The 22,109-nt window shown below is 47.0% G+C and carries 17 protein-coding genes; 10 read left to right on the top strand and 7 right to left on the bottom strand.

Features of this window, described 5'->3' with window-relative positions; translation table 11 throughout:
* The first annotated feature begins 18 nt into the window (after positions 1-18).
* Positions 19-762 (top strand): HAD family hydrolase, encoded by a 744-nt coding sequence (locus JGK07_RS17810; RefSeq protein WP_293183184.1) that lies wholly within the window; start codon positions 19-21, stop codon positions 760-762.
* Positions 763-892: 130 nt separating this feature from the next.
* Here the strand turns inward: JGK07_RS17810 and JGK07_RS17805 are convergent, their stop codons facing one another.
* Together JGK07_RS17805 and tsaD are read right to left on the bottom strand one after the other, a co-directional pair.
* Entirely contained in the window at positions 893-1,384 is a 492-nt protein-coding gene (locus JGK07_RS17805) for a GNAT family N-acetyltransferase (protein WP_293183186.1), read from the bottom strand.
* Positions 1,385-1,790: 406 nt separating this feature from the next.
* Entirely contained in the window at positions 1,791-2,873 is a 1,083-nt protein-coding gene (gene tsaD, locus JGK07_RS17800) for a tRNA (adenosine(37)-N6)-threonylcarbamoyltransferase complex transferase subunit TsaD (protein ID WP_293205699.1), read from the bottom strand.
* A gap of 342 nt (positions 2,874-3,215) precedes the next feature.
* On the opposite strand from tsaD, the gene JGK07_RS17795 reads away from it, so the two are divergent.
* From JGK07_RS17795 to ilvN, 4 genes are all read left to right on the top strand, one after another.
* On the top strand, positions 3,216-3,704 hold the full coding sequence (locus tag JGK07_RS17795) for a Photosystem I reaction center subunit III (protein WP_293183190.1): 489 nt from the start codon (positions 3,216-3,218) through the stop codon (positions 3,702-3,704).
* Positions 3,705-3,826: 122 nt separating this feature from the next.
* Positions 3,827-3,955: a photosystem I reaction center subunit IX gene (gene psaJ, locus JGK07_RS17790; RefSeq protein WP_293183192.1), complete on the top strand. Its 129-nt coding sequence runs from the start codon at positions 3,827-3,829 to the stop codon at positions 3,953-3,955.
* A gap of 298 nt (positions 3,956-4,253) precedes the next feature.
* On the top strand, positions 4,254-5,066 hold the full coding sequence (locus JGK07_RS17785) for a carbon-nitrogen hydrolase family protein (RefSeq protein WP_293183194.1): 813 nt from the start codon (positions 4,254-4,256) through the stop codon (positions 5,064-5,066).
* Between the two features lie 426 nt (positions 5,067-5,492).
* Positions 5,493-6,011 (top strand): acetolactate synthase small subunit, encoded by a 519-nt coding sequence (ilvN, locus tag JGK07_RS17780; protein ID WP_293128958.1) that lies wholly within the window; start codon positions 5,493-5,495, stop codon positions 6,009-6,011.
* Positions 6,012-6,310: 299 nt separating this feature from the next.
* Here ilvN and JGK07_RS17775 read toward each other — a convergent pair whose 3' ends face one another.
* Positions 6,311-9,850 carry a GGDEF domain-containing phosphodiesterase gene (locus tag JGK07_RS17775; protein ID WP_293205701.1) on the bottom strand — a complete coding sequence of 1,180 codons (3,540 nt, stop codon included), beginning with the start codon at positions 9,848-9,850 and terminating at the stop codon, positions 6,311-6,313.
* A 266-nt stretch (positions 9,851-10,116) separates the two neighbouring features.
* Here JGK07_RS17775 and JGK07_RS17770 point away from each other — a divergent pair, with 266 nt between their 5' ends.
* From JGK07_RS17770 to JGK07_RS17750, 5 genes are all read left to right on the top strand, one after another.
* Complete coding sequence (locus JGK07_RS17770) at positions 10,117-11,124, top strand: zinc-dependent alcohol dehydrogenase family protein (RefSeq protein WP_293183198.1); 1,008 nt, start codon at positions 10,117-10,119, stop codon at positions 11,122-11,124.
* A gap of 489 nt (positions 11,125-11,613) precedes the next feature.
* On the top strand, positions 11,614-15,477 hold the full coding sequence (locus tag JGK07_RS17765) for a tetratricopeptide repeat protein (protein ID WP_293183200.1): 3,864 nt from the start codon (positions 11,614-11,616) through the stop codon (positions 15,475-15,477).
* Positions 15,474-15,938 (top strand): hypothetical protein, encoded by a 465-nt coding sequence (locus tag JGK07_RS17760; protein WP_293183202.1) that lies wholly within the window; start codon positions 15,474-15,476, stop codon positions 15,936-15,938. Before JGK07_RS17765 ends, JGK07_RS17760 begins: the two co-directional genes overlap by 4 nt.
* Positions 15,931-17,301, top strand: coding sequence for a hypothetical protein (locus JGK07_RS17755; RefSeq protein WP_293183204.1), 1,371 nt, complete (start codon positions 15,931-15,933; stop codon positions 17,299-17,301). Before JGK07_RS17760 ends, JGK07_RS17755 begins: the two co-directional genes overlap by 8 nt.
* Positions 17,302-17,425: 124 nt before the next feature.
* A complete protein-coding gene (locus JGK07_RS17750; protein WP_293183206.1) occupies positions 17,426-17,995 on the top strand; it encodes a Uma2 family endonuclease in 570 nt (189 codons plus the stop codon).
* A 119-nt stretch (positions 17,996-18,114) separates the two neighbouring features.
* On the opposite strand, the gene argJ is transcribed toward JGK07_RS17750, so the two are convergent.
* From argJ to JGK07_RS17730, 4 genes are all read right to left on the bottom strand, one after another.
* Positions 18,115-19,356 carry a bifunctional ornithine acetyltransferase/N-acetylglutamate synthase gene (gene argJ, locus JGK07_RS17745; protein WP_293192225.1) on the bottom strand — a complete coding sequence of 414 codons (1,242 nt, stop codon included), beginning with the start codon at positions 19,354-19,356 and terminating at the stop codon, positions 18,115-18,117.
* A 532-nt stretch (positions 19,357-19,888) separates the two neighbouring features.
* The gene (locus JGK07_RS17740; protein ID WP_293192263.1) at positions 19,889-20,029 is read right to left on the bottom strand and encodes a hypothetical protein; all 141 of its coding nucleotides are present in this window, start codon (positions 20,027-20,029) and stop codon (positions 19,889-19,891) included.
* A 66-nt stretch (positions 20,030-20,095) separates the two neighbouring features.
* The gene (locus tag JGK07_RS17735) at positions 20,096-20,290 is read right to left on the bottom strand and encodes a hypothetical protein (RefSeq protein WP_293183210.1); all 195 of its coding nucleotides are present in this window, start codon (positions 20,288-20,290) and stop codon (positions 20,096-20,098) included.
* Positions 20,291-20,451: 161 nt separating this feature from the next.
* Complete coding sequence (locus JGK07_RS17730; protein WP_293183212.1) at positions 20,452-21,894, bottom strand: serine/threonine-protein kinase; 1,443 nt, start codon at positions 21,892-21,894, stop codon at positions 20,452-20,454.
* Positions 21,895-22,109: the final 215 nt, after the last annotated feature.

Raw genomic sequence — 22,109 nt, 5'->3', positions numbered from 1 at the left:
ATTAAGGAGTTTTGATTCTTGGTAACTATTAAATGTCGAGGCATTAGCTTCTCTAATATTCAAGCCGTAATCTTTGACAAAGATGGTACTCTAGAGGATTCTCAAGAATTTTTGAGACATTTAGGGCTGAAACGATCGCGCCTCGTAGATGCTCAAATCCCAGGCGTTGGAGAGCCATTACAAATGGCTTTCGGCATCGAAGTTGGTAAAATCGACCCCACGGGCTTGCTAGCAGTCGGTAGCCGCCGGGAAAACGAAATTGTGGCGGCAGGATATATCGCGGAAACTGGCAGAGGATGGATAGAATCTTTAACTATTGCTCAACGCGCTTTTGATGAAGCCGACCAAATGTTAAAAAGTAGTCCACCTTCTCCTTTGTTTGTTGGCAGTTTGGAAGTATTAAAATCTCTGTCTGAAGCTGGCTTGAAACTAGGAATTCTTTCGGCTGCGACAACAAAAGCGGTAGAAAAACTTGTGAAAGCTCACCAATTAAGCGAATATATTCAGTTAGAAATGGGTGTAGATTCTGTACATCTGAATAAACCCGATCCGAAACTATTTTTGTTAGCTTGTGAAAGACTGGGAGTAAATCCCGCAGAAACTTTGATGGTGGGAGATTCGGCGGGTGATATTCAGATGGGGAAAGATGCTGGCGCGGCTGGCTGCATCGGGATTTGTTGGGGGAATGCCCAGGTTAGTCATTTGGAAAAGGCTGATGTGGCGATCGCATCTTTGGATGAAATTACAATTTTAGCAGATTGAGCAAACATTCAGATCAATGGAGACGGAGGAGACGGCAGTGCCGTGTCCCTACCGCGATCAATTGTAGGGAGACGGCACTGCCGTCTCCTCGCTTGTCACCTGACGGCGCAGCCGGAATTGATATCAGTCCCTACAAACAACGCAAACCCAGAATTATCACATCTCTTTCAACGCCATCAAGTTCGGCGACTTGCGGCATATATCCCCACTGCTGAAACCCAAATTTCTGGAACAACGTTAGACTCGGCTGATTGTGAGCAAAAATTATTGCCATCAGGGTTTTAAGTCTCAATTCTGGACTCCGCGCAATTGCCGATTGCAATAATTTTTGTCCAATTCCGCAGCTTTGGCGATCGGGCGCGACGTAGATGCTAATTTCTGCGGTATGCTGATAGGCGGCGCGTCCGTAGAAAAGCTGAAAACTCAGCCAGCCGACGATTTTTTTTTCTGATTCCATTACCCAAATCGGCAAAGAATAGGGCGAGTGTTCTCTGTACCATGCGAGGCGGCTTTCGACTGAGACTGGTTTTAAATCTGCTGTGGCCATTCTCCCCGGTATTGCTGCATTGTATATTTGGACAATTGCGGATAAATCGCTTTCTACTGCGTCGCGGATTTTCATGATTTAAGAAAGAGTTGACAGTTGACAGTTGAGAGTCGTAGGGTGTGTCGCCCTCAAACATTCCCAAACAAATATCGACAATCTTATGGCGACGCACTTGGTACAATTTATCTCTTGCAAAAATACAAAGCACTCCGCCCCAACCCTCCCCTTGAATCAGGGGAGGGGGTAAGATTATTCTTGTTTCCCCCCTTGATAAGGGGGGACTAAGGGGGGTAAATTTGACTTTTGCAAGAGTTCTAATTTATAAAAAATTTTGCTACCATAAATTTTCGAGTTTGTTGCATCAAATATGGTATAAGGTTCGTCGCTACAAGATTTGCGATCGACTTTTAGGCATTTTTGAGGGCGACACACCCTACAAATACTTCCTTTGTACAGACGCGGTTTCAACTGTACGTCGGATCTAAGCATCAACATTCAGATTGTACAGTTCCATGATATCGCTAACAGCCATCCGCGAATTGGCTCCCAATGTTAGCGGTGATGTGTGTCCTCGCTGAAAGTGTTCTGCCGCCGCACAGCCGATCATTGCTGCGTTGTCCGTGCAATATTTTAATGGGGGAAACAATACTCGCAAGTTGTGCTTAACTGCGGCTGCTTGTAAATGTTTTCGGAGTCCGCTGTTGGCTGCGACTCCGCCGCCGACTACTATGGTAGTGAGTCCGAAATTTAGCGCACAGTCGATCGACCTTTTGGTTAAACCCTTCGCTACTGTTTCTTGAAAACTCGCCGCAATATCATTAATTGTAGAGGCAGCCAAGACGCCTTCGCCACCGGCATTAATATCTAGTTTTTTGAGTTTCTGCACTAATTGCAAAACTGCTGTTTTCAACCCGCTAAAACTGCTGTCGTAGGGATGATATCCGCCACCAGGTAGGGAAATTCTGCCTTCAGGTAGGGGGTATGCTTGGGGATTTCCCAGGGCGGCCAATTTGTCCATCAGCGGCCCGCCGGGATATCCTAGCTGCAACAGTCTGGCGACTTTATCAAAAGCTTCGCCCGCCGCATCGTCGCGCGTTTGTCCGACTGTTTCGTAAACGCCGCAATCTTTAACATAAATTAAACTGGTGTGTCCCCCGGAAACTAACAAGCACAAAAACGGCGGCTGCAAGTCTGGTTCGATTAGGTAAGAAGCGTAGATGTGCCCTTCGAGGTGGTGGACGCCTAAAAAAGGTTTTTGGTGGACTATTGCCAAGCTTTTCGCCGCTGTCAGCCCGACTAACAATGCACCTACTAAACCGGGGGCACAAGTCGCTGCAATGCCGTCAATTTCTGACCAACTCAGGTTGGCTTCACTCAGACACTGGGCAATTACCTGATTTAGCATTTCTAGGTGACTCCGCGAAGCCACTTCCGGGACTACCCCACCGTACTGCTCGTGGATTTTAATTTGTGATGCTACAACATTGCTGCAAACTTGACGATTCTTAACAATTGCTGCTGCTGTTTCGTCACAACTTGTTTCGATCGCGAAAATGGTTGCCATTAACTGGTAATTTTATTTGATAGGTTAGCTATTGCTAGCTTAACGAATTCGGCGCAAGTCCCCCGGCTCGATCTGTTCTCAGGTTATTGCTTGCGGATATTTGCCAGCCGTTGGAGTGGGTCGGAGGCGATCGAATTATAATGCAAGCTGTGGAATATCCTAGCGGTATTACTAAGCTCTCGCACTGACCTATGAAACCCGAATCCCTCATTCTTTTGGGCTTTGCCGCCTCTATGATGGAGACTTTACACCCTCAGCAAGTGCGGTAATCTGGATTCGCGATCGGCAAGTTGAAATGCTTGTACAAAAACTTATTGTTTTGTAACAAAAGGAAACAATTTCATGCGACGATTGTTTGCTGCAATTTTAGTGGTTAGTCTGTGGATCAGTTTTGTTCCAGTTGCTTCGGCTTACAATTTAGTGCCGTGCAAGGACTCTCCCGAATTCAAGGAACTGGCTAAAAATGCACGTTCTACCAATGGCGATCCGGCATCTGCCAAGGCAAGATTCGAGATGTATTCTCAAGCTATGTGCGGCCCGGAAGGATACCCGCACTTAATCGTAGACGGCAGCTTGGACAAGGCTGGCGACTTTTTGATTCCTAGCGTGCTGTTCTTGTATATTGCTGGTTGGATTGGTTGGGTAGGCCGCGCTTATCTGCAAATTGCCAAAAAATCTGCAACTCCAGAGGAAAAAGAGATTATTATCGACGTTCCTGTGGCAATCTCCTGTATGCTGACTGGCTTTTTGTGGCCTCTGGCAGCACTCAAAGAAATCACCACTGGTGAAATGTTTGCCAAGGACGACGAAATTACTGTTTCCCCCCGCTAAAATAGGGAAATGGAGCCAAGGCTAATAGCTAACAGTTAATCGATTAACTGCAAGTTAGCAATTAGCGTCTTACCGAGCGATCGGCAATTACCAACTGTCTCGAATTTTCAGGAGCAGAATTCATGCAATATTTTCTCAAGTTTCTTTCAAGCGCACCAGTATTGGCAGCACTTTGGTTCTCTATTCAAGCTGCGGGTTTGATTGAATTTAACCGCTTTTTCCCTGACTTGCTTTTCCATCCGATGCCTTAAGATTTGACCGGAATTAGGTCTCAAAAATTAGGGCAAAAAAGTTGAGAGTTTTGAGTTTTGAGTGATGAGTTAAAGGTTAATTTAAAGCTCAAACATCAAAACTCTCAAACTCTATAGACTTTCTCAGTAACATGAAGTGGGCATAGGGCATGGGGCATGGGGCATGGGGCATAGGGTATGGGGCATGGGGCATGGGGCATAGCTACTAAGAACCAAGAACCAAGAACCAAGAACCAATAACAACTAACAACTAACAACTGACAACTGACAACTGACTAATGACTAATATTGTGAATCGATGAAGTCTTATCTCGCCGCAGCAATTCAAATGACTAGCTTGCCTGACCTGCAAAAAAATTTGGTGCAGGCAGAGGAATTAATCGACCTGGCAGTGCGTCGGGGTGCGGAGTTAGTTTCCTTACCAGAAAATTTCTCGTTTATGGGAGAAGAGGAGGAGAAGATTGCTCAAGCAGAGGCGATCGGACTCCAAAGCGAAAAATTCCTCAAAACCATGGCCCAGCGGTTCCAGGTGACGATTCTGGGCGGCGGATTTCCCGTGCCGACGGATGGGGGGAAGGTATACAATACTTGCTTGCTAGTAGACCCAAACGGTAGCGAAGTGGCAAGGTACAAAAAAGTACATTTGTTTGATGTGAATGTGCCAGACGGGATTACTTACAGGGAATCAAACACGGTGAAAGCTGGTGAAGATTTGCCGCCGGTTTATGTGTCGCCGGAGTTGGGGACGCTGGGACTTTCGGTGTGCTATGACGTGCGGTTCCCGGAAGTTTACAGGCATTTGTCGCACAAGGGTGCTGATGTTTTGTTCGTGCCGGCGGCGTTTACTGCTTACACTGGCAAGGATCATTGGAAGGTTTTGTTGCAAGCGAGGGCGATCGAGAATACTTGTTATACGATCGCCCCAGCGCAGACTGGACACCACTACGGCCGCCGTCAAACTCACGGTCACGCGATGATTGTAGACCCTTGGGGTGCGGTTTTGGCGGATGCCGGAGAGGAACCGGGTGTGGCGATCGCAGAGATTAATCCCGATCGGCTAGAACAAGTCCGCCGCCAAATGCCATCGCTGCAACACCGGGTTTTTATGTAAGTTATGGTGGCTTGGTACTTCGCAGTTTTGTCACCAATTGGTGTCAAAATTGCAGTTTTCGCCAGCCACCAGACTTGAAAAGTTTTTTCTGCCATCGAGTAATTGTGTACGTTCGTACACAAAAAACTTGGATCGGGTGCCGTCAGCACCGGGTTGGGGCGGGTTTAAGGTTGAGATCGAGCCGATCCCCCCTAACCCCCCTTAAGAAGGGGGGGACAGGAGTGCTATCAAAGTCCCCCTTGTTAAGGGGGATTTAGGGGGATCGAGACTGCGGTAAAAGCGAAATTTATCAAGAGCTTTTTTCTCGGACATGAAGGGCCAATAACTCGGGATAAAATGTCTAAGGCAGGTTCAATGGGCGTGCACTTCTGCTAAAAGGCGAATGGGCGACAGTAGAATTGCACAAAATGCGTCTTTTTTGGAGAAATGAAACACACTCTTTCGGTTTTAGTTGAAGATGAAGCGGGTGTCCTCACTCGAATTGCTGGTTTATTTGCCCGTCGGGGTTTTAATATTGAAAGTCTGGCAGTTGGCCCAGCAGAGCAAGTGGGAGTGTCTCGGATTACGATGGTTGTACCGGGAGATGACCAGATTATCGAGCAGTTGACCAAGCAACTGTACAAGTTGATTAATGTGCTTAAAGTTCAGGATATAACGGAAATTCCGTGTGTGGAACGGGAGTTGATGTTGCTGAAAGTTAATGCTGCTAGCGGGACGCGATCGGAGATCATTGAGTTAGCTCAGATTTTTAGAGCGCGAGTGGTGGATATTGGTGATGATACGCTGACTTTGGAAGTTGTCGGAGATCCGGGTAAGATGGTGGCGATCGTCCAGGTTCTAAATAGATTTGGGATTAAGGAAATTGCTCGTACTGGAAAAATTGCTATGACTCGGGAGTCGGGCGTAAATACGGAGTTTCTCAAGTCTTTGGAAGCGAAAGTTTAAAGAAGAAGGAAGAAGGAAGAAGGAAGAAGGAAGAAGGAAGAAGGAAAAAGTCAACCCCCATGCCCCCCTGACAGGTGTAGGTTTTCCCCTGGCAAAACCCAGCAAATCTAGACAGTGCAAAGGTTTTGGGCTTTTGCCTCTTAAAATTTCAAACTCTTATGGGATAAGGCTTTTACCCAAAAACCTACACCCGTCAGATGCCCCCCAAGGGGGGAAATTCAGGAAGAAGGAAGAATGTTTTAACTTCTAATTCCCAATTCCCGATTCCCAATTCCCGATTCCCAATTCCCAATTCGCGATTACCATTTGGGTTGACTTTCGATCAAACCTGTGGCTGTGATGGTGTCTACAGGCTTTGAGAAAAAGTATCCCTGTCCGTATTCGCATTGCAGCGCTCTGAGCAAGTTAAGCTGTTCGATGGTTTCTATTCCTTCAGCGATCGCATCCATGCCTAAATGACTGGCTAAGATCAAAATAGTCTGTACAATAGCTTCGTTTCCTTCATCTTCAGTCATGCGGCTCACAAAAGCTCGATCGATCTTTAAGGCATCAGTGGGAAAAGTGTGCAGGCGGCTCAAAGAAGAATAGCCTGTGCCAAAATCGTCAATATATAATTCAATTTCTAAATTTTTCAATTGGGAGAGGATAGCGGCGGCTGATTCGGCATTGTCCACGATCACGCCTTCGGTAATTTCTAACTTTAAAGTGCGGGGGTCAAGGTGAGTTTCTTGTAAAATCTCACGAATGCGATCGATTAAATCCGGCTGTTTAAATTGTTCGTTAGAAAGGTTGACGCTGACTGTCAACGGCGGATTTGCGGGGAATTTTTCGTGCCACTCGTGGATCTGACAGCAAGCCGATCGCATCATCCACCAACCAATAGGTACAATCAATCTAGTTTCTTCTGCTACTAAAATAAACTCACCGGGAGCTACTAAACCGCGCTGGGGGTGATACCATCGCAGCAGCGCTTCAAAACCGCTGATTCTACCGCTAGTTAGAGAGACGATGGGCTGGTAGTAAAGCTGAAATTCCTGGGAGTCTAGAGCGCGCCGCAATTCGTTTTCCAGTTGCAAAAGGGCGACGGCGCGAGTGTGCATACTTAAGTCGAAAACTTCGTGGCGAGCTTTGCCCAATCCCTTTGCGTGATACATGGCAGCATCTGCATCTCGCAGCAGTTCTTCTGGTCGATCGTACAATATTCGGAATGGGACGGGAACAGGAGAGTCGGGAGATAGGCAAGACAAAGCAGTTTCCCGATCGACATGGACGAGATTTCCTGGACTAGAAAATTCGGAAAAATTGTTGGGATCCTGTGGCAAACCGGAACAAACAATGCCAATGCTAGCACTGCTAAAAACTTGATATTCGTTGAGGTAAAAAGGCTGTGCCAGTTCCGCTTGCACTCGTTCGGCAATGTGGATCGCATCATCGGTGTTTTTGATATTTTCCAGCAAAATAGCGAATTCGTCGCCACCGAGACGGGCAACGGTATCTCCAGCCCGCAAACAGATTTCCAGGCGCTGGGCGATCGCGATCAGCAAGCGATCGCCCACTAAATGCCCCAAACTGTCATTAACCACCTTAAAGCGGTCTAGATCGATAAACAGCACCGCAAACAAAACCTCGGGACGGCGTTTTGAAAGCTCGATCGCGTGTCCCAAACGATCCATAAATAAAGCTCGGTTGGGCAAACCCGTCAGCGTATCGTGCAAAGCATCGTGTACTAACTTCTCTTCAGCTATTTTCCGCAGAGTGATATCTTCGACAGTACCTTCGTAGTAAAGCAAATTGCCACCAGCGTCGCGAACAGCCCGGCCGTTTTCGGAAACCCAGATAGTAGTTCCGTCAGCGCGGTAAACTTGGGACTCGAACTCAGACACAGAACCGTGTTTTTCGATCGCACCCAAGAACTCGACGCGGCGGTTGGGATCGAGGTAGAGTTGGTGCTCGATATCGTGGATGTTTGCGATCAGTTGGGTTGCCGACTCGTAGCCGTAAATTCTGGCTAAAGCCGGATTGGCACTGATATAGCGTCCGTCAGCACTCGTTTGAAAAATTCCCTCGATCGCGTTTTCAAAGATGCTGCGGTATTTTTCTTCGGCTTGTTGCAGCGCGAATTCTGCCTGCTTGCGATCGCTGATATCTGTCAGCGTGCCGAGATAGCCCAGAACTGCTCCATTGTTGTCAATTTCCGGCACTGCTTGCCAAAATACCCAGGTTGTGAGGTCGCCGTTGCAAAAGCGGTACTCTAACTTACAAGGCAATTTATCTTTGACAGCGCGATACCACTGGCTCAAAATGCGATCGCGGTCTTCGGGATGCAAACTTTGGGCCCAACCTTCGCCCAATGCCTTTGGCGCAGTCAGTCCCGCCATCTCCAAAAATCGCTCGTTGACATACAAACAATCTCCCGCAGCGTCGGCGCGGAAAATCCCGACTGGCAGTATTTTAGCTAAAGTGTAATAGCGGTATTCGCTTTCTAGCAGGGCGCTGGCAGCTACTTTAGTCTCTGTGATATCAAACATTGCGCCTTGAAGGATGACGGAGTTGCTGGCTCGATCGCGAACTGCGATCGCTCGATCGCGGAACCAGACAATTTTACCGTTGCGGGCGATCGCGCGGTATTCTGACACCAGCGGCCCGTCGCTAAAGATATCTTCTCCCTCGGTAAATTTCTGTGTAGCGTTTTCAACTAACACGCGATCGCGGTCTTCTGGGTGAACGAGTTTCAGCCACAGATCTGGGTCTGCCTTCCATTCAGCTACAGAATAACCCAGAAAAGTCTCAATTTGCGGGCTGATGTAAAGTTTGGCAGCGCTGCGGTTGAGGGGAGAAATGTAGGTGACAGCCGGCATTTGTTCTACAAGCGCGCAGTATTTCGCTTCTACGGTGCAGAGTGCTGCTTCTAGGCGCTGCCGCTCCAATTCGGCAGCCGCCCGTCCGGCAAAGATGCTAATAATTAGCTGAAATTTGGCAAGATGTGATTCTAGTAGGGGGCGATCGTGGAAAATACAAATAATGCCCAAAGGTTCGCCGTAGGAGTTTTTCAGCAAGATTCCCAGGAAGCTGCGCGAACCTGTAACGATCGGTCTGCGGTCTTCAGGAAAGGTTTCCATGAGGCGGTCTGGACAGGAGTACATTCCCTGCTCAAACACCAGCGCTTCGGGAGTATTGGCAGTGTTGCACTCAAAGTTTGGCTGTGGCTGTCCGTCGCTCCAAAAACTGATAACTTGTAATTTATCGGGAGTTAGATCGGCGCGTTCGATCGATTTAATCGATTTGGCAGCAATGGCGCTGCGAACTCCTAGTGCTGAGGCTAAGTGGGGAACTAAGGTATCAAAGAATTGTGTCCCCCCGGGCGAATTAGTACCTGCCAGGATGTCACCTAGCAAGTCTTCCTCTAATTGCGGGGAAGTGGTGGCTTTGGGAGGGTTGTCGTTAGGAGGGCTATCGGCATTTTGGTCGATCGAACCCTCGATGCTCAGACTAACGGTTTTGCTGGTGGAAGGCCCTACAAGAGGCGAAGAATTCACAGTTGGGCGTTGTTGCTGGGCTAAGAATAGATTGTAGCCAATACCTAACAGTTTACCCAAGAAGCTGTCAGCGATCGCCAACAGATTTGAGTTGGGGAAAATCAACAAGTTTTTCCTAATTTTCAATCTCGCAGATAAATCTGGCTGTAATTCTGCCAACTGCGGTTGCTCTTCGGCAGTTGGCAGACTGGGATGCCTTCGGTGCCACTTGAGATAAATCGCGATCGCGAAGACTAAAGTCGCCGATAATCCCAGAAGGTATGCAAGAATCTCAAAGTAAAAAAATAAATCTAGCTCGAACATCGATTAGCACCGCTCGACAATTATAGTAGTTAGCAGAAAGAATTGGTTTAAAGCCGGAATCCCGATCGGGAGAAATTAAAATCAGATTATTCATCACTCCAATCCTCGGACTTCGAGATAGAGGTAGCTGTCCCAAGTCAACTGTCAATTGTCAGTTGAATTAAAGGCAGTCTATATTATTAAAAATAACTAAGTATCGTCACGGATGAGTAACGAATACAAGGTAGGATTGGAGGTGAAGGCGAAAATAGAGTTAATACCCTGCTATGAAAGCGATCGTTTTTGAAACTCCCGGAAGCCCATCCGTATTGAAACTGCAAGATATCTCAGCCCCTACTATACAAACAGAAACTGAAGTTTTGGTGCGGTTGCGGGCGGCGGGGATCAATCCGATAGATACTAAGTTGCGATCGCGCGGCACATTTTACCCCGAGAAAACTCCTCACGTTTTGGGGTGCGACGGTGCTGGAGTGGTAGAAGCTATCGGTGCTGAGGTGCAGAGTGTCCAAGTCGGAGACGAGGTTTTTTTCTGCCACGGGGGTTTAGGCGGGTCGATCGGTACTTACGCTGAGTTTGCCGTTGTAGACGAACGTTTTCTCGCCATCAAGCCTGCTGCTTTAAGTTTTGTTGAGGCGGCGGCTGCACCCTTAGTTCTAATTACAGCATGGGAGTCGCTGTACGATCGAGGGCGCTTGCAAGCCGGTCAGAAAGTGCTCATTCTAGCAGGTGCAGGCGGTGTCGGCCACGTCGCGGTACAGTTGGCTTCGTTGCAGGGTGCTGAGGTTTGCACTACTGTTAGTTCCGAAGCAAAAGCCGAGTTTGTACGGCAGTTAGGTGCAGATTCAGTTATTTTATACAAAAATACGGATGTTGTCGATCGGGTTTTGGCTTGGACTGAGGGCCAAGGAGTTGATTTGGCTTTTGATACAGTCGGGGGAGAAACTTTTTACCAAACTATTCCGGCTGTGAAGATTTACGGAGATTTGGTAACAATTTTGGAACCAGATCCGGCTTTGGGCAATTTGAAAACAGCGAGAATGCGGAATCTGCGGATTAGTCTGGAGTTAATGTTAACTCCGATGCTGCAAAATTTGGTGGAGGAACAGCAACAGCAGGCAAAGATTTTGCAGCAGTGTGCTCGTTTGTGCGATCGTAATTTGCTCAAAATTCACGTCAGCCAAACTTTCCCGCTAGAACAAGCTCAAGCAGCGCATGAGTTGTTAGAAACAGGTTCAGTAACGGGTAAAATAGTGCTTGAAATTGCGGGCGATTGAGATTCCCGGCGAATCGAATTCGGCCTGGGGCGACTAATAAATGAATTGAGAGAGCGCCGCTCCCCAAAATTCTTACTATAGCGGTTATCAGAAACATAAGGTACGTTGTTGGGCTTCAGCCCTCTTAGAGGTACGTTGTTGGGCTTTAAGCCCTCTTAGAGGTATGTTGTTGGGCTTAAGCCCTCTTAGAGGTACGTTGTTGGGCTTAAGCCCTCTTAGAGGTACGTTGTTGGGCTTAAGCCCTCTTAGAGGTACGTTATTGGGCTTAAGCCCTCTTAGAGGTACGTTGTTGGGCTTAAGCCCTCTTAGAGGTACGTTGTTGGGCTTAAGCCCTCTTAGAGGTACGTTGTTGGGCTTAAGCCCTCTTAGAGGTACGTTGTTGGGCTTCAGCCCTCTTAGTTGAAATGGTTATATAAGCTACCAGTCATACCTCATCTTTTTGAGAAAGGCTATACAATAACAAAAACAAACCGCCTCACCATCTCACCAATGTTAGATAAAATCTGGCGATTCCTCAAACAATTAATTCAGCGGCTATTCCGCACCAATCCCAAGATTGAACCGACACCACCTCAACCTGGGCCAACTTTGACTGATGCGGAATACGAGGCGAAGTTGATGGAACTTCTCGAAGGGGTGAATCAGGGCTGGGGAAGAGGCGATGTTGCGGGATTCTTAATCGCAAAACAAATTAAAAATGGTGATTTGGCGGCTTGGTTGCGGGGGTTTGGCGATCGATTGTTGGAGGGCGCGCAGGGGAGTACAGCGTCTGCGGATGCGGTGGTATCGCTTCAGGAATTGGCGCGCAGGTTGGAGTTGTTGGGTGGAGTTGCGGGTGGGGAATTGGGAGAGGTGGCGGGGAATGTTGGTAGGGAGATTTTGGTTGGGTTTCCGCTAGTTTCGGGTGAGGGGGGTGAGGATGTTGATGGAGAGGCTGAGGCTTGGACAAAGCTAGGTAATGAGCAATATATGAAAGGGGATTTTGAAGGGGCGCTGAAGTCTTACGACAAAGCCTTAGAAATCAAACCAGATTATTACAAAGCCTGGAACGGTCGGGGCATTGCACTGGGTAATTTAGGCAGGCCTGAAGATGCGATCGCCTCCTACGACAAAGCCTTAGAAATCAAACCTGATGATGACACAACCTGGTACAATCGGGGCCTTACACTGGATAAATTAGGCAGGCTTGAAGAGGCGATCGCCTCCTACGACAAAGCCTTAGAATTAAAACCAGATTTTCACAAAGCCTGGCACCATCGGGGCGGTACACTGGGTGATTTAGGCAGGCTTGAAGATGCAATCGCTTCCTACGACAGGGCTTTAGAATTCAAACCAGATTATCATATTTCTTGGTACAATCGGGGCGTTGTACTGTATGATTTAGGCAGGCTAGAAGATGCGATCACCTCCTGCGATAAAGCCTTACAAATTAAATCAGACTATCACTTTGCCTGGGGTACTCGGGGCAATGCACTGGGTAAATTAGGCAGGCTTGAAGATGCGACCGCCTCCTACGACAAAGCCTTAGAATTCAAACTAGACTTTCACGTTGCTTGGTACAATCGGGGCATTGCACTGCGTAATTTAGGCTTGCTTGAAGATGCGATCGCCTCCTACGACAAAGCCTTAGAAATCAAACCAGATGATGACGCAGCCTGGAGCAATCGGGGCCGTACACTGAATGATTTAGGCTTGCTTGAAGATGCGATCGCCTCCTACGACAAAGCCTTAAAAATCAAACCAGATGATGACGCAGCCTGGAACAATCGGGGCAGTGCACTGCATAATTTAGGCTTCTTGGAAGAAGCGATCGCCTCCTACGACAAAGCTTTAGAATTCAAACAAGATTTTCACCAAGCCTGGTACAATCGGGGCGGTGCACTGGATAATTTAGGCTTGCTTGAAGATGCGATCGCCTCCTACGACAAAGCCTTAGAATTCAAACTAGACTTTCACGTTGCTTGGTACAATCGGGGCATCGCACTGCGTAATTTAGGCTTGCTTGAAGATGCGATCGCCTCCTACGACAAAGCCTTAGAAATCAAACCAGATTTTCACGTTGCCTGGTACGATAGGGGCATTATACTGAGTGATTTAGGCAGACTAGAAGAAGCGATCGCCTCCTACGACAAAGCCTTAAAATTCAAACCAGATGATGACGGAGCCTGGTACAATCGGGGCATCGCACTGCGTAATTTAGGCAGGCTTGAAGAGGCGATCGCCTCCTACGACAAAGCCTTAGAATTCAAACCAGATTATGACCGAGCCTGGAACAGCAGAGGTATGATACTTTGCTATTATTTAAACAGATATGAAGAGGGGATCGCCTCCTTCGACAAAGCCTTAGAAATCAAACCAGATGATGACTCATCCTGGATTAACCGGAGTATAGCAGTCAAATATGCACCTAAACATAGGCTGCTAGTTTATGAAATCTTACAAGCAAAATTCCCTAAATCTCCACCTGTTACCAGAACTCTCATAACTCACAACCTGAAACAGCGCGGCTACGAAGGACAAATATTAACATTAAAAGCAGGCTTAGAATATTGCCGACAAAAGACCCATCCCGAAGGATATGGAGAACTGCATCAAGCACTAGGAGATGCTCATTATAGTCGAGGAAAACTCAATTCTCCCAACACCTATTGGAATAAAGCCACCACCAGCTACCAAGAAGCACTCAAAACTCTAACCAAAGATACTTTCCTGCAACTGCATCTACAAGTATTACAGAATTTAATCAAAACCTTAGTTAGCCTAAAACAAACTGACGAAGCCAATAAATTACAGCGAGATGCAACGGATTTATTGCACCGCTTGCTGAAACAGCAAAACTATTCCCAAATCACCCAACAGCAACTCACCGACAAATTAGTTAGCTTTGAACAGTTAACCGTAAATATATTCATCCAATCCGGGCAATTTGCCCAAGCCTTAGCCACAGCAGAAACCGATAAAAATGTCTGCCTATCTTGGCTGCTGGATGCCTTGCCAATTCCCGATTACAAAACAGAAGAGACAGTCACTCACGCACAAATTCAGCAACTCCTCAATCCCACAACAGCCGCCATTTACTGGCATCTCAGCGACGCATCCCTGACAACATTCATCATTAAATCCGATGGCTTGTTGTCTCCAGAAACCTGTTTCAGCGATTTTCCCGATGAATTTGAAAAATGGGTGAAGGAGTGGAATCAACAATACACCGATTATCAATCTAAGGAGAAAACCAGTCAAGTAAATCATCCTTGGCGTGCGGAAATGGCAAGTAAATTTGCACGACTCAAGGAAATATTGAAAATTGATGTGATTGAACAGCAATTAGAGGGAATTACGGAGTTGATTTTGATTCCGCACCGGGACTTGCACCGCTTTCCGATTCATGCTTTGTTTAGTCGGGATTTTGTGGTGAGTTATTTGCCTAGCGCCGCCGTTGGGATTAGTTTGCAACATCGGTTTACCCCGAAATGGGCAACCACGGGGGGATTGCCCCTACAACAAAATAATCCATCCGTAGGGGCGGTGCCCCCGTGCCCGCCCTCTATGCCCTGCCCGCCCGAATCCGTAGGGGCGGTGCCCCCGTGCCCGCCCTCCATCTCCATCCTCAGTATCGAAAATCCCCACAGCGTAATTACCGATAAAAACGGCCAACAAAAAAGACTCGCCCCTCTCCCCGCCGCCGAAATCGAATCGGAAATTATTTGCCGAATGTTCGACAATTACACCCGACTCGAAGAAGACGCAGCCACCCTCGATGAAGTCGAAACATTATTGCAACAACCACACAATATTTTTCACTTCACAGGCCACGGCAGCTATAATTTTGATCATCCCTTAGAATCAACTTTATACCTAAGTGGCAACCACCGATTAACAGTCAGAGAAATTATCCAACTTAACCTCAGTAACTACGAATTAATCTGCCTTCCCGCCTGCGAAACCGCATTGACTGACAAACAAACAATTCTCGCCGAATATGTAGGATTGACTAGCGGTTTTATGCGCGCGGGAGTTGGCTGTGTCGTCAGTACCCTGTGGCCCATAGAATCTGGTGCCAGTACGTTATTAATGATTTATTTTTACCAACGGTGGCGAGAAGCCGGCGATTCTCTACCCGTGGCTTTAGCAAATGCTCAAAAATGGCTGCGAGAATCTACCCGCGAGGATTTAGCCGCCTGGTATCAAGGGGAAATTGACAAGATTTCCGCAAACAGCCCCGAACCTTCTGAAGTTGAATTTATGCTAAGCCGATTCTTTAACACGAATCGCCAAGCATTAGCTACAATGGAATTAGATCAACCCTATCAGCATCCCTACTACTGGGCTGCTTTCACCATCACTGGATTATGAAAGACACGCAAAACGAGATTTTCAAAGCTTTTATTATCGCCCTAGTCCAACAGACTGAACCTTTGCCCGCAGCCGTCCAATCCGAGTGCAATAAAATCGGTGAAGCTTTCACGATTATCGATATTGCAAGACTTGCCGAATTGCATCTACCTCTGCTAGCCGCCTATGAAGAAGCTGACACTTGGTTAGTGAATCATAGCAACGAACGCAGCAAAGGATTAGATGTTTTACCGGATGCTGAATTTGAAAATAACAACACTACTAATATTGAAACAGATAACAGCGCTAGCGACATCAGCGATTTGACAAATTTGCCAGAAATTATCAAGAAAATCGAGGAAAAAATTGAGCCTCGCGGGTTTGGAGGATTTCTCAGAAAGATTTTGCAAGCTGGGGACTCTGTGCAAGCAAGTCGAGATACAATCTTATTGTTAAGCCCAGATGGTTTTGTCCATGAGTAAGGAAAATTGGCTAATCTACCCGACTGTCGATTTGTTTGTCTACGATTTAGCAGACGGTATCGGGCAAAATGAGGACAAGATTAGCCAAAATCGCGCACAGTTTTGGCAAAAGATTTATGGCGACAAAATCTCTGCGCCACAATTAGCAAAACTCAAGCAAGCTGAAACAGAAACTGCTGAGTATATTGAGTTACTGGGCGACAAAAAATTAGCAGCATTTGAGTCTCCCCTCGATGGCTATGCTTATCCCGTGAAAATCGGCGATACTTATGCGGCACAATTTGACTTGTCTGGGAAAATCGAATCCGACAAGGAAAACACATTTAAACCGAAAGAAATTGACTGTTTAGAATGGCTGAAACAACAAGTAATTTCCCGTGTCAATCCACCTGCGACAATTGGTCAAAGTTGGCTGGTTTGGGGACAATTGACTGCTAATGACCAAGATGCTTTAGCAACTGCTAAAAATTGTTATAGTAAACTCAATCTATTCCCGAATGCTAAATGGGAGAGAGACTTAAAAGCCACAGGGCAATTTAAAGGTGCTGATTTTTACGAATTGTGGCTACCACCGGGAGATAGGGGCAATATTGGTCAAAATTATCATGTCTTAATTTGCTTGTTTCCTTACAATAATGGTCAATCAATTGCCGATATTAGCAAGACTGTCGCTAAAATTTATGTGCATCTAATGCGATTGTTTGCCTTCCGCAATAAGGTGATTTGGGCTTACACTCAAAGCCGCCAACTTAAGGCTGATTTGAAAGATGCTTCGCGGACGATTCAAGACATTGTTCAGCAATTACCGCAACAGGTGAATGCGCCGAAAGTTGACTTGAAAGAATTGCAGCAAAGTTTGGTTGATTCCTTGACAATCTTCTCGGTTTATGCTAATTATATTAGCAGATTGGAAGAGCAAGAAAATACAATCAAAACTAATCTTAAAAATTATAAAAGACGGTTGGAAACTATCGGTGAGGATATGGGAAGTGATGCTGAAGCTTTCAAGTTTATGGCCAGTTTCAGCGATTTTGCTAAGGAGAAGTATGTTTGGCAAGTGGCGGCGGATAATCGGAGTTTGAGTGCGGGTTTGAGGTTGTTGGAAAATGCGATTCAGACGATTGAGGGGATTATTGAGATTGAGAGGGCTAAGAGCGATCGCACTTTGAATGTTACGATTGGGGCTGTTGGTGTGGGAATTGGCACCAGCGGGGTAGCCGCCAGCGTTTATGCTAGTCAAATTAGGAGTCCTGCCAGCCCCACAAATCCGATAAATGTGAATGTAGTTTTTGGGTTGAGTATGGGTTTGGGAATTGTAGCAGGTGCGATCGTCCTGATAATGATAGGCAAGAAATGGCGCTAAAATAGATTAGCGGCGATTTTAGAGGAATCGGCGCAGCAATCGGCGATTGAAATCGCTTCTTATCAAACAAAGTCCGCCTGCGCGGACTGAAGAGAGAAGAAGAGAAGAGAAGAGAGGTAATAAAATGACAACCGTTACTTTAAACTTAGATAGTGTCGAGTTAACAGACGAACAGTTTTACCGTTTATGCCAGATGAATCGAGATTGGCAATTTGAACGGACAACGAAAGGGGAAATCATTATTATGTCACCAGTAGGCGGAGTCAGCGGCAATCGAGAAGCCAATTTAATTGGCTTAGTCTGGATGTGGAATCAACGAACTCAGCTAGGGATAGTGTTTAGTTCTTCAACTATTTTTCGCTTGCCTAATAATGGAGACAGATCTCCTGATGCGGCTTGGGTTAGCTTGGAAAGATGGTCGGCTTTAACTGATGAACAAAGGGAGAAGTTTCCGCCGATTTGTCCTGATTTTGTCATAGAATTGCGATCGCGTACAGACCCGCTAAAGCCACTTCAGGAGAAAATGCAGGAATATATCAATAGCGGTTTGCGTTTGGGTTGGTTGATTAATCCTCAAGACGAACAAGTGGAAATTTATCGCGCTAATCGTGAGGTGGAAATTGTACAGTTTCCGGTTAGTTTGTCCGGCGAAGATGTGTTGCCTGGATTTGTGCTGAGTTTGCCGATGGTTTGATTGAGAATTAGAGGAATCAGTCTCTTTCAACCGCCCGGGCTGTGTCGCCGCGATTTCAACCGCCCGGGCTGTGCAGGCGCAGTTTGCAACCGCCCGGGCTTCTGAAATTACGATCGCCCTTAAGTCGTATACTCCGCATTAATCTTCACGTAGTCGTAACTCAAATCGCATCCCCAAGCCTTCGCGAAACCGCCGCCATTCCCGACAGCAACCTGAATTAAAACCGTGTCTTCCTTCAGATATTCACCAGCAGCAGCAGCCTTCATATAATTACTCGCAGCAGATTTATCGAACTCCTTCGGCTGTCCGTTTTCCATCATCAAAAAATCTCCCAATTGAATCCGCAAATTCTCTTGTTCAAAAGCAACGCCCGCGCGCCCCGCCGCCGCCGCAATTCTTCCCCAATTCGGATCGCGTCCAAAAATAGCAGCTTTCACCAAAGAAGAACCGACGATTGTTTTGGCAATTTTACTCGCAGAAACTTCGTCGGCGGCGCCACTAACTTGTACTTCCACCAAACAAGTTGCACCTTCGCCGTCACGGGCGATCGCCTTTGCCAAATGCACGCAAACTTCTGTTAGCATCGCCTCTAATTTTTCAGCATCCGCCCCCATTTCTGTAATCGCAGGCGTGCGGGATTGGCCGTTAGTCAAAGCAATTAGCGAATCGTTGGTACTGGTATCGCCGTCAACAGTAATTTGATTGAAACTTCTGTTTGCCGCCCGAGTCAGCATTTCCTGCCACAAATGTGACGACACTGCTGCATCACACGTTACAAATGCCAGCATTGTTGCCATATTCGGGTGAATCATTCCCGAACCTTTGCAAATGCCGCCGATACGCACGGGACGATCGCCAAACATGGTTTCCAGGGCGATCGTTTTCGGCACTAAATCAGTCGTACAAATAGCCTTAGCAGCCGCATCAGAACCAGTTTCCGAGGCCTCAGCAACCAATCGCGGAATTCCCGCCCTCAGCGGCTCCATTTTAATCCGCTGCCCGATCACGCCAGTGGATGCCAAAAGAATCGATTCTGAAGGAATATTCAGCGCTTCGCCCAACAATTTCGCGCTTTCGAGGGCATCTGCTAAACCTAATTCGCCAGTAGCAGCATTTGCTTGTCCGGCATTGCACAAAATTGCTTTGGCGCTGGGTTTAGCTTGCAAGCGCTGGCGGCAGTAGTCCACGCAAGCAGCCCGGACTGTGGATGTGGTGAAGACTCCCGCGGCGATCGCGTCCACCTCTGACAAAATTAAACTTAAATCCGGCAAGCCAGAAGGCTTCAAACCCGCTGTAATTCCCGATGCTCGATATCCTCTCGGTGCTGTAACTCCGCCGCCAATTTCCTTCCAGTCCGACATGATGACCTCCCTAGAGCGTTCTATTCTATTGAGAGGGGATTATATCATTTTAGATTTTAGATTTTAGATTTTAGATTTTAGATTGCCAACAAATGACGAATCAATGAGTTGTTTTTTTGTCGTTTAATCGTTCTTTCCCCGATGCGCGATCTCAAATCCTGTAGCATTGGAATTATTAATCTCTCTATTCTCTCTCTGTGTTCTCTGCGGCCTCTGTGGTTAAATCATTCCGATGCAACCGGAAACGATATGAAAATATAGTTGAGCAATAAAATTTTGGGACGGGCTAGAAGCCCATCCCACAAGAAAAAAGATTTTTGTGGGATGGGCTTCTAGCCCGTCCTAACTATTTTTGCAAGAGGTCTATTATATTTCATTATTTGTGTTAAATCAATTCCCTAAAACTAATCGCGACTTATTCTGTAGAGATCTAACTCAAGAACAAGTCGCGACGGTTTTGTAACTGTCATTATTAATTTTTAGCTGGCAAACAACAGACTCGATTCAACTGTCTCGCTGTTGAAAAAACGAGTTATTTGCGATCGACACTCGCCGCAGAACCAATATCTAAACCAACTTCAGCAGCCGCGCGGCTGAGCATAGATTCCTGACGGTTTTTGATGAGGTGTTGGTGGCGCATCATCAGACTGCGCGCTTGTTGTTGGGTAGACATCACTGGTTTTCTCCAAATGTAGGTAATAGGTTTGCGGGCAATTGGGGAAATTAATTGAGCTTTGCCTTAGCTCATGGTGGCGTTGCTGCGATCGTAACTGGCTTGAAGGCTGGGCTGCGGCTTGCCTTGAATGTGGCCCCAGTAGTGAGTATTTTCCATTCCGACTTCGCTGGCGGTGCGGTTGAGCATGGATTGCTGCCGGTTCTTCACCATTTGGTGGTGGCGCATCATCAGAGAGCGGGCTTGATTTTCGGTAGACATATCCGGTTCCTCCGTTTTCCTCGATCGATCTTGGGCTGCTTTTTGTTCCTATTTATAACTATACTAGATATTTCTGTATCTAAAGCTACAAAGTTAAAATTGTAATAAAAGTTTACAATAAGGCAAGAAGTGCGATCGAGAATGCGGGAGTACCGCGAGGCTTAAAAAATATTAGAAAGTAACTTATAAATTAAGCGAAAAATAGCTGTTGCCGCGATCGCCCCTAAAGCAGCCAACCATCCCACAAACAACACGCCTGTGAAAGGAGAATTTGGATAAATCGTAACAGCAGCGCGCAAAGCCGGGAAAAACCACAGTACAGCCAGAGTACCTGCACTAATAATCAGCATCTCAGTTTGCTCGATCGCCCTGCGGTACTGGCCGAAAATTAGCCCCCCGACAATCATCCCCAACAATCCGATACTCACACTTGGATTCGGCAGCAAACTCGTCAGGGCGATCGCCAGCAACCCCCCTTCAAAACCCGTAAACGCAGCCCCACCCAAAATATCCCAAATCGAAAAAGCCCTTCGCGGCCCCGATTGCAGGTTTCCCGGAGGAGTCGCCACCACAGGAGGCACAGGAGGCTGCTGAGTTGGTTGGGGGGTCGGAGTGGGTTGGGGAGGCGGCTGCACCACCATCGTAGGCTGTTGAGAATTGTATTTCAGAGCCGCTTCCACCTCGATCGCCGATTGATAGCGCTGGCTGGGAGCCGGTAACAACATTCGATCGAGAACTTCAGCCAAACGCGGGCTTACCTGTACGTGCGATCGCCAATTCCACTCATTTTCATAACTATCAAACAATTCCGTCGGCTGCAAACCGCTGAGCAAAGTAATGCAAGTCACAGCCAAAGCATAAAAATCCGTTGCGGGATAAACCTCTTGTCCGTTCATCTGTTCGGGCGGAGCATAACCCAAAGAATAAATACCAGTCGAAGCCTTAGAAGCACCCGCAGTTTGCGTCACCTGTTTGACAGCCCCAAAATCTAATAAATAAAGCCGACCACTTTTAGCCCGCATAATATTAGCAGGTTTAATATCCCGGTGAATCGAACCGCGCGAGTGTACAAAATCGAGAACCTTCAAAATTTCCCGCAGCACCTCCATCGTTTCCGCTTCCGAAAACTTGCCTTTAACAACAAGTTCTTCCTCCAAATTGTGACCGTCAATAAATTCTTGAACCAGATAGAAAAACTGATCGTTTTTCCCAGGCTGCAAACTCGGAACAGTCAGCTCAAAAAACGCCAGCAAACTCGGAATTTGCGAATGTTCGTTTCCCAGTTCTTCCAGCACCGCCGCTTCCCGTTCAAACAGAGTTTGAGCGATTTTTAGCTGTGCCGGAGTCATATTTGCCGACGGCTGCAAAAGTTTAGCAACGCACTGCCGCATCGCCGGAGTATAGCGGTCTCTGGCCAAAAATGCCGCCCCAAAACCGCCTTGACCCAGCAACCTGACTGGCAAATAGCGCCCGCTCAAAATTAGGGGCATTCCACAGGCCTTGCAATACCTTTGCTGCACCGTTTTCAGCAGGGAACTGTCATCGAGGTCGGAAAAATTGTTTTGAGGGCGCGGGCAGCCCGGGCGGGTGCAGTAAACTTCCATTTTGGTTTGCTAATTGGTCATAGGGCATTGGGCATTGGGCATTGGTCATCGGGCATTGGGCATTGGGCATTGGGCATTGGTAATTGGTAATTGGTAATTGGGAATTGGTAATTGGGAATTGGTAATTGGGAATTGGGAATTGGGAATTGGGAATTGGGAATTGGGAATTGGGAATTGGGAATTGGGAATTGGGAATTGGGAATTGGGAATTGGGA

Origin of the sequence: Microcoleus sp. PH2017_24_DOB_U_A (assembly GCF_020738205.1) — a bacterium.
Taxonomy (GTDB): Bacteria; Cyanobacteriota; Cyanobacteriia; order Cyanobacteriales; family Microcoleaceae; genus Microcoleus.
Note: the sequence above shows the minus strand (reverse complement) of the source record. Positions and strands in the feature narration are given on the sequence as shown.

Bases quoted from the DNA above. Each gene is read 5' to 3' on its own strand.
- argJ (WP_293192225.1), bottom strand. From the start codon at position 19,356: ATGTCGGACTGGAAGGAAATTGGCGGCGGAGTTACAGCACCGAGAGGA.
- JGK07_RS17770 (WP_293183198.1), top strand. From the start codon at position 10,117: ATGAAAGCGATCGTTTTTGAAACTCCCGGAAGCCCATCCGTATTGAAA.
- JGK07_RS17735 (WP_293183210.1), bottom strand. From the start codon at position 20,290: ATGTCTACCGAAAATCAAGCCCGCTCTCTGATGATGCGCCACCACCAA.
- JGK07_RS17730 (WP_293183212.1), bottom strand. From the start codon at position 21,894: ATGGAAGTTTACTGCACCCGCCCGGGCTGCCCGCGCCCTCAAAACAAT.
- JGK07_RS17760 (WP_293183202.1), top strand. From the start codon at position 15,474: ATGAAAGACACGCAAAACGAGATTTTCAAAGCTTTTATTATCGCCCTA.
- JGK07_RS17785 (WP_293183194.1), top strand. From the start codon at position 4,254: ATGAAGTCTTATCTCGCCGCAGCAATTCAAATGACTAGCTTGCCTGAC.
- JGK07_RS17795 (WP_293183190.1), top strand. From the start codon at position 3,216: ATGCGACGATTGTTTGCTGCAATTTTAGTGGTTAGTCTGTGGATCAGT.
- JGK07_RS17775 (WP_293205701.1), bottom strand. From the start codon at position 9,850: ATGTTCGAGCTAGATTTATTTTTTTACTTTGAGATTCTTGCATACCTT.
- JGK07_RS17755 (WP_293183204.1), top strand. From the start codon at position 15,931: ATGAGTAAGGAAAATTGGCTAATCTACCCGACTGTCGATTTGTTTGTC.
- JGK07_RS17750 (WP_293183206.1), top strand. From the start codon at position 17,426: ATGACAACCGTTACTTTAAACTTAGATAGTGTCGAGTTAACAGACGAA.
- JGK07_RS17765 (WP_293183200.1), top strand. From the start codon at position 11,614: ATGTTAGATAAAATCTGGCGATTCCTCAAACAATTAATTCAGCGGCTA.
- tsaD (WP_293205699.1), bottom strand. From the start codon at position 2,873: ATGGCAACCATTTTCGCGATCGAAACAAGTTGTGACGAAACAGCAGCA.
- ilvN (WP_293128958.1), top strand. From the start codon at position 5,493: ATGAAACACACTCTTTCGGTTTTAGTTGAAGATGAAGCGGGTGTCCTC.
- psaJ (WP_293183192.1), top strand. From the start codon at position 3,827: ATGCAATATTTTCTCAAGTTTCTTTCAAGCGCACCAGTATTGGCAGCA.
- JGK07_RS17740 (WP_293192263.1), bottom strand. From the start codon at position 20,029: ATGTCTACCCAACAACAAGCGCGCAGTCTGATGATGCGCCACCAACAC.
- JGK07_RS17805 (WP_293183186.1), bottom strand. From the start codon at position 1,384: ATGAAAATCCGCGACGCAGTAGAAAGCGATTTATCCGCAATTGTCCAA.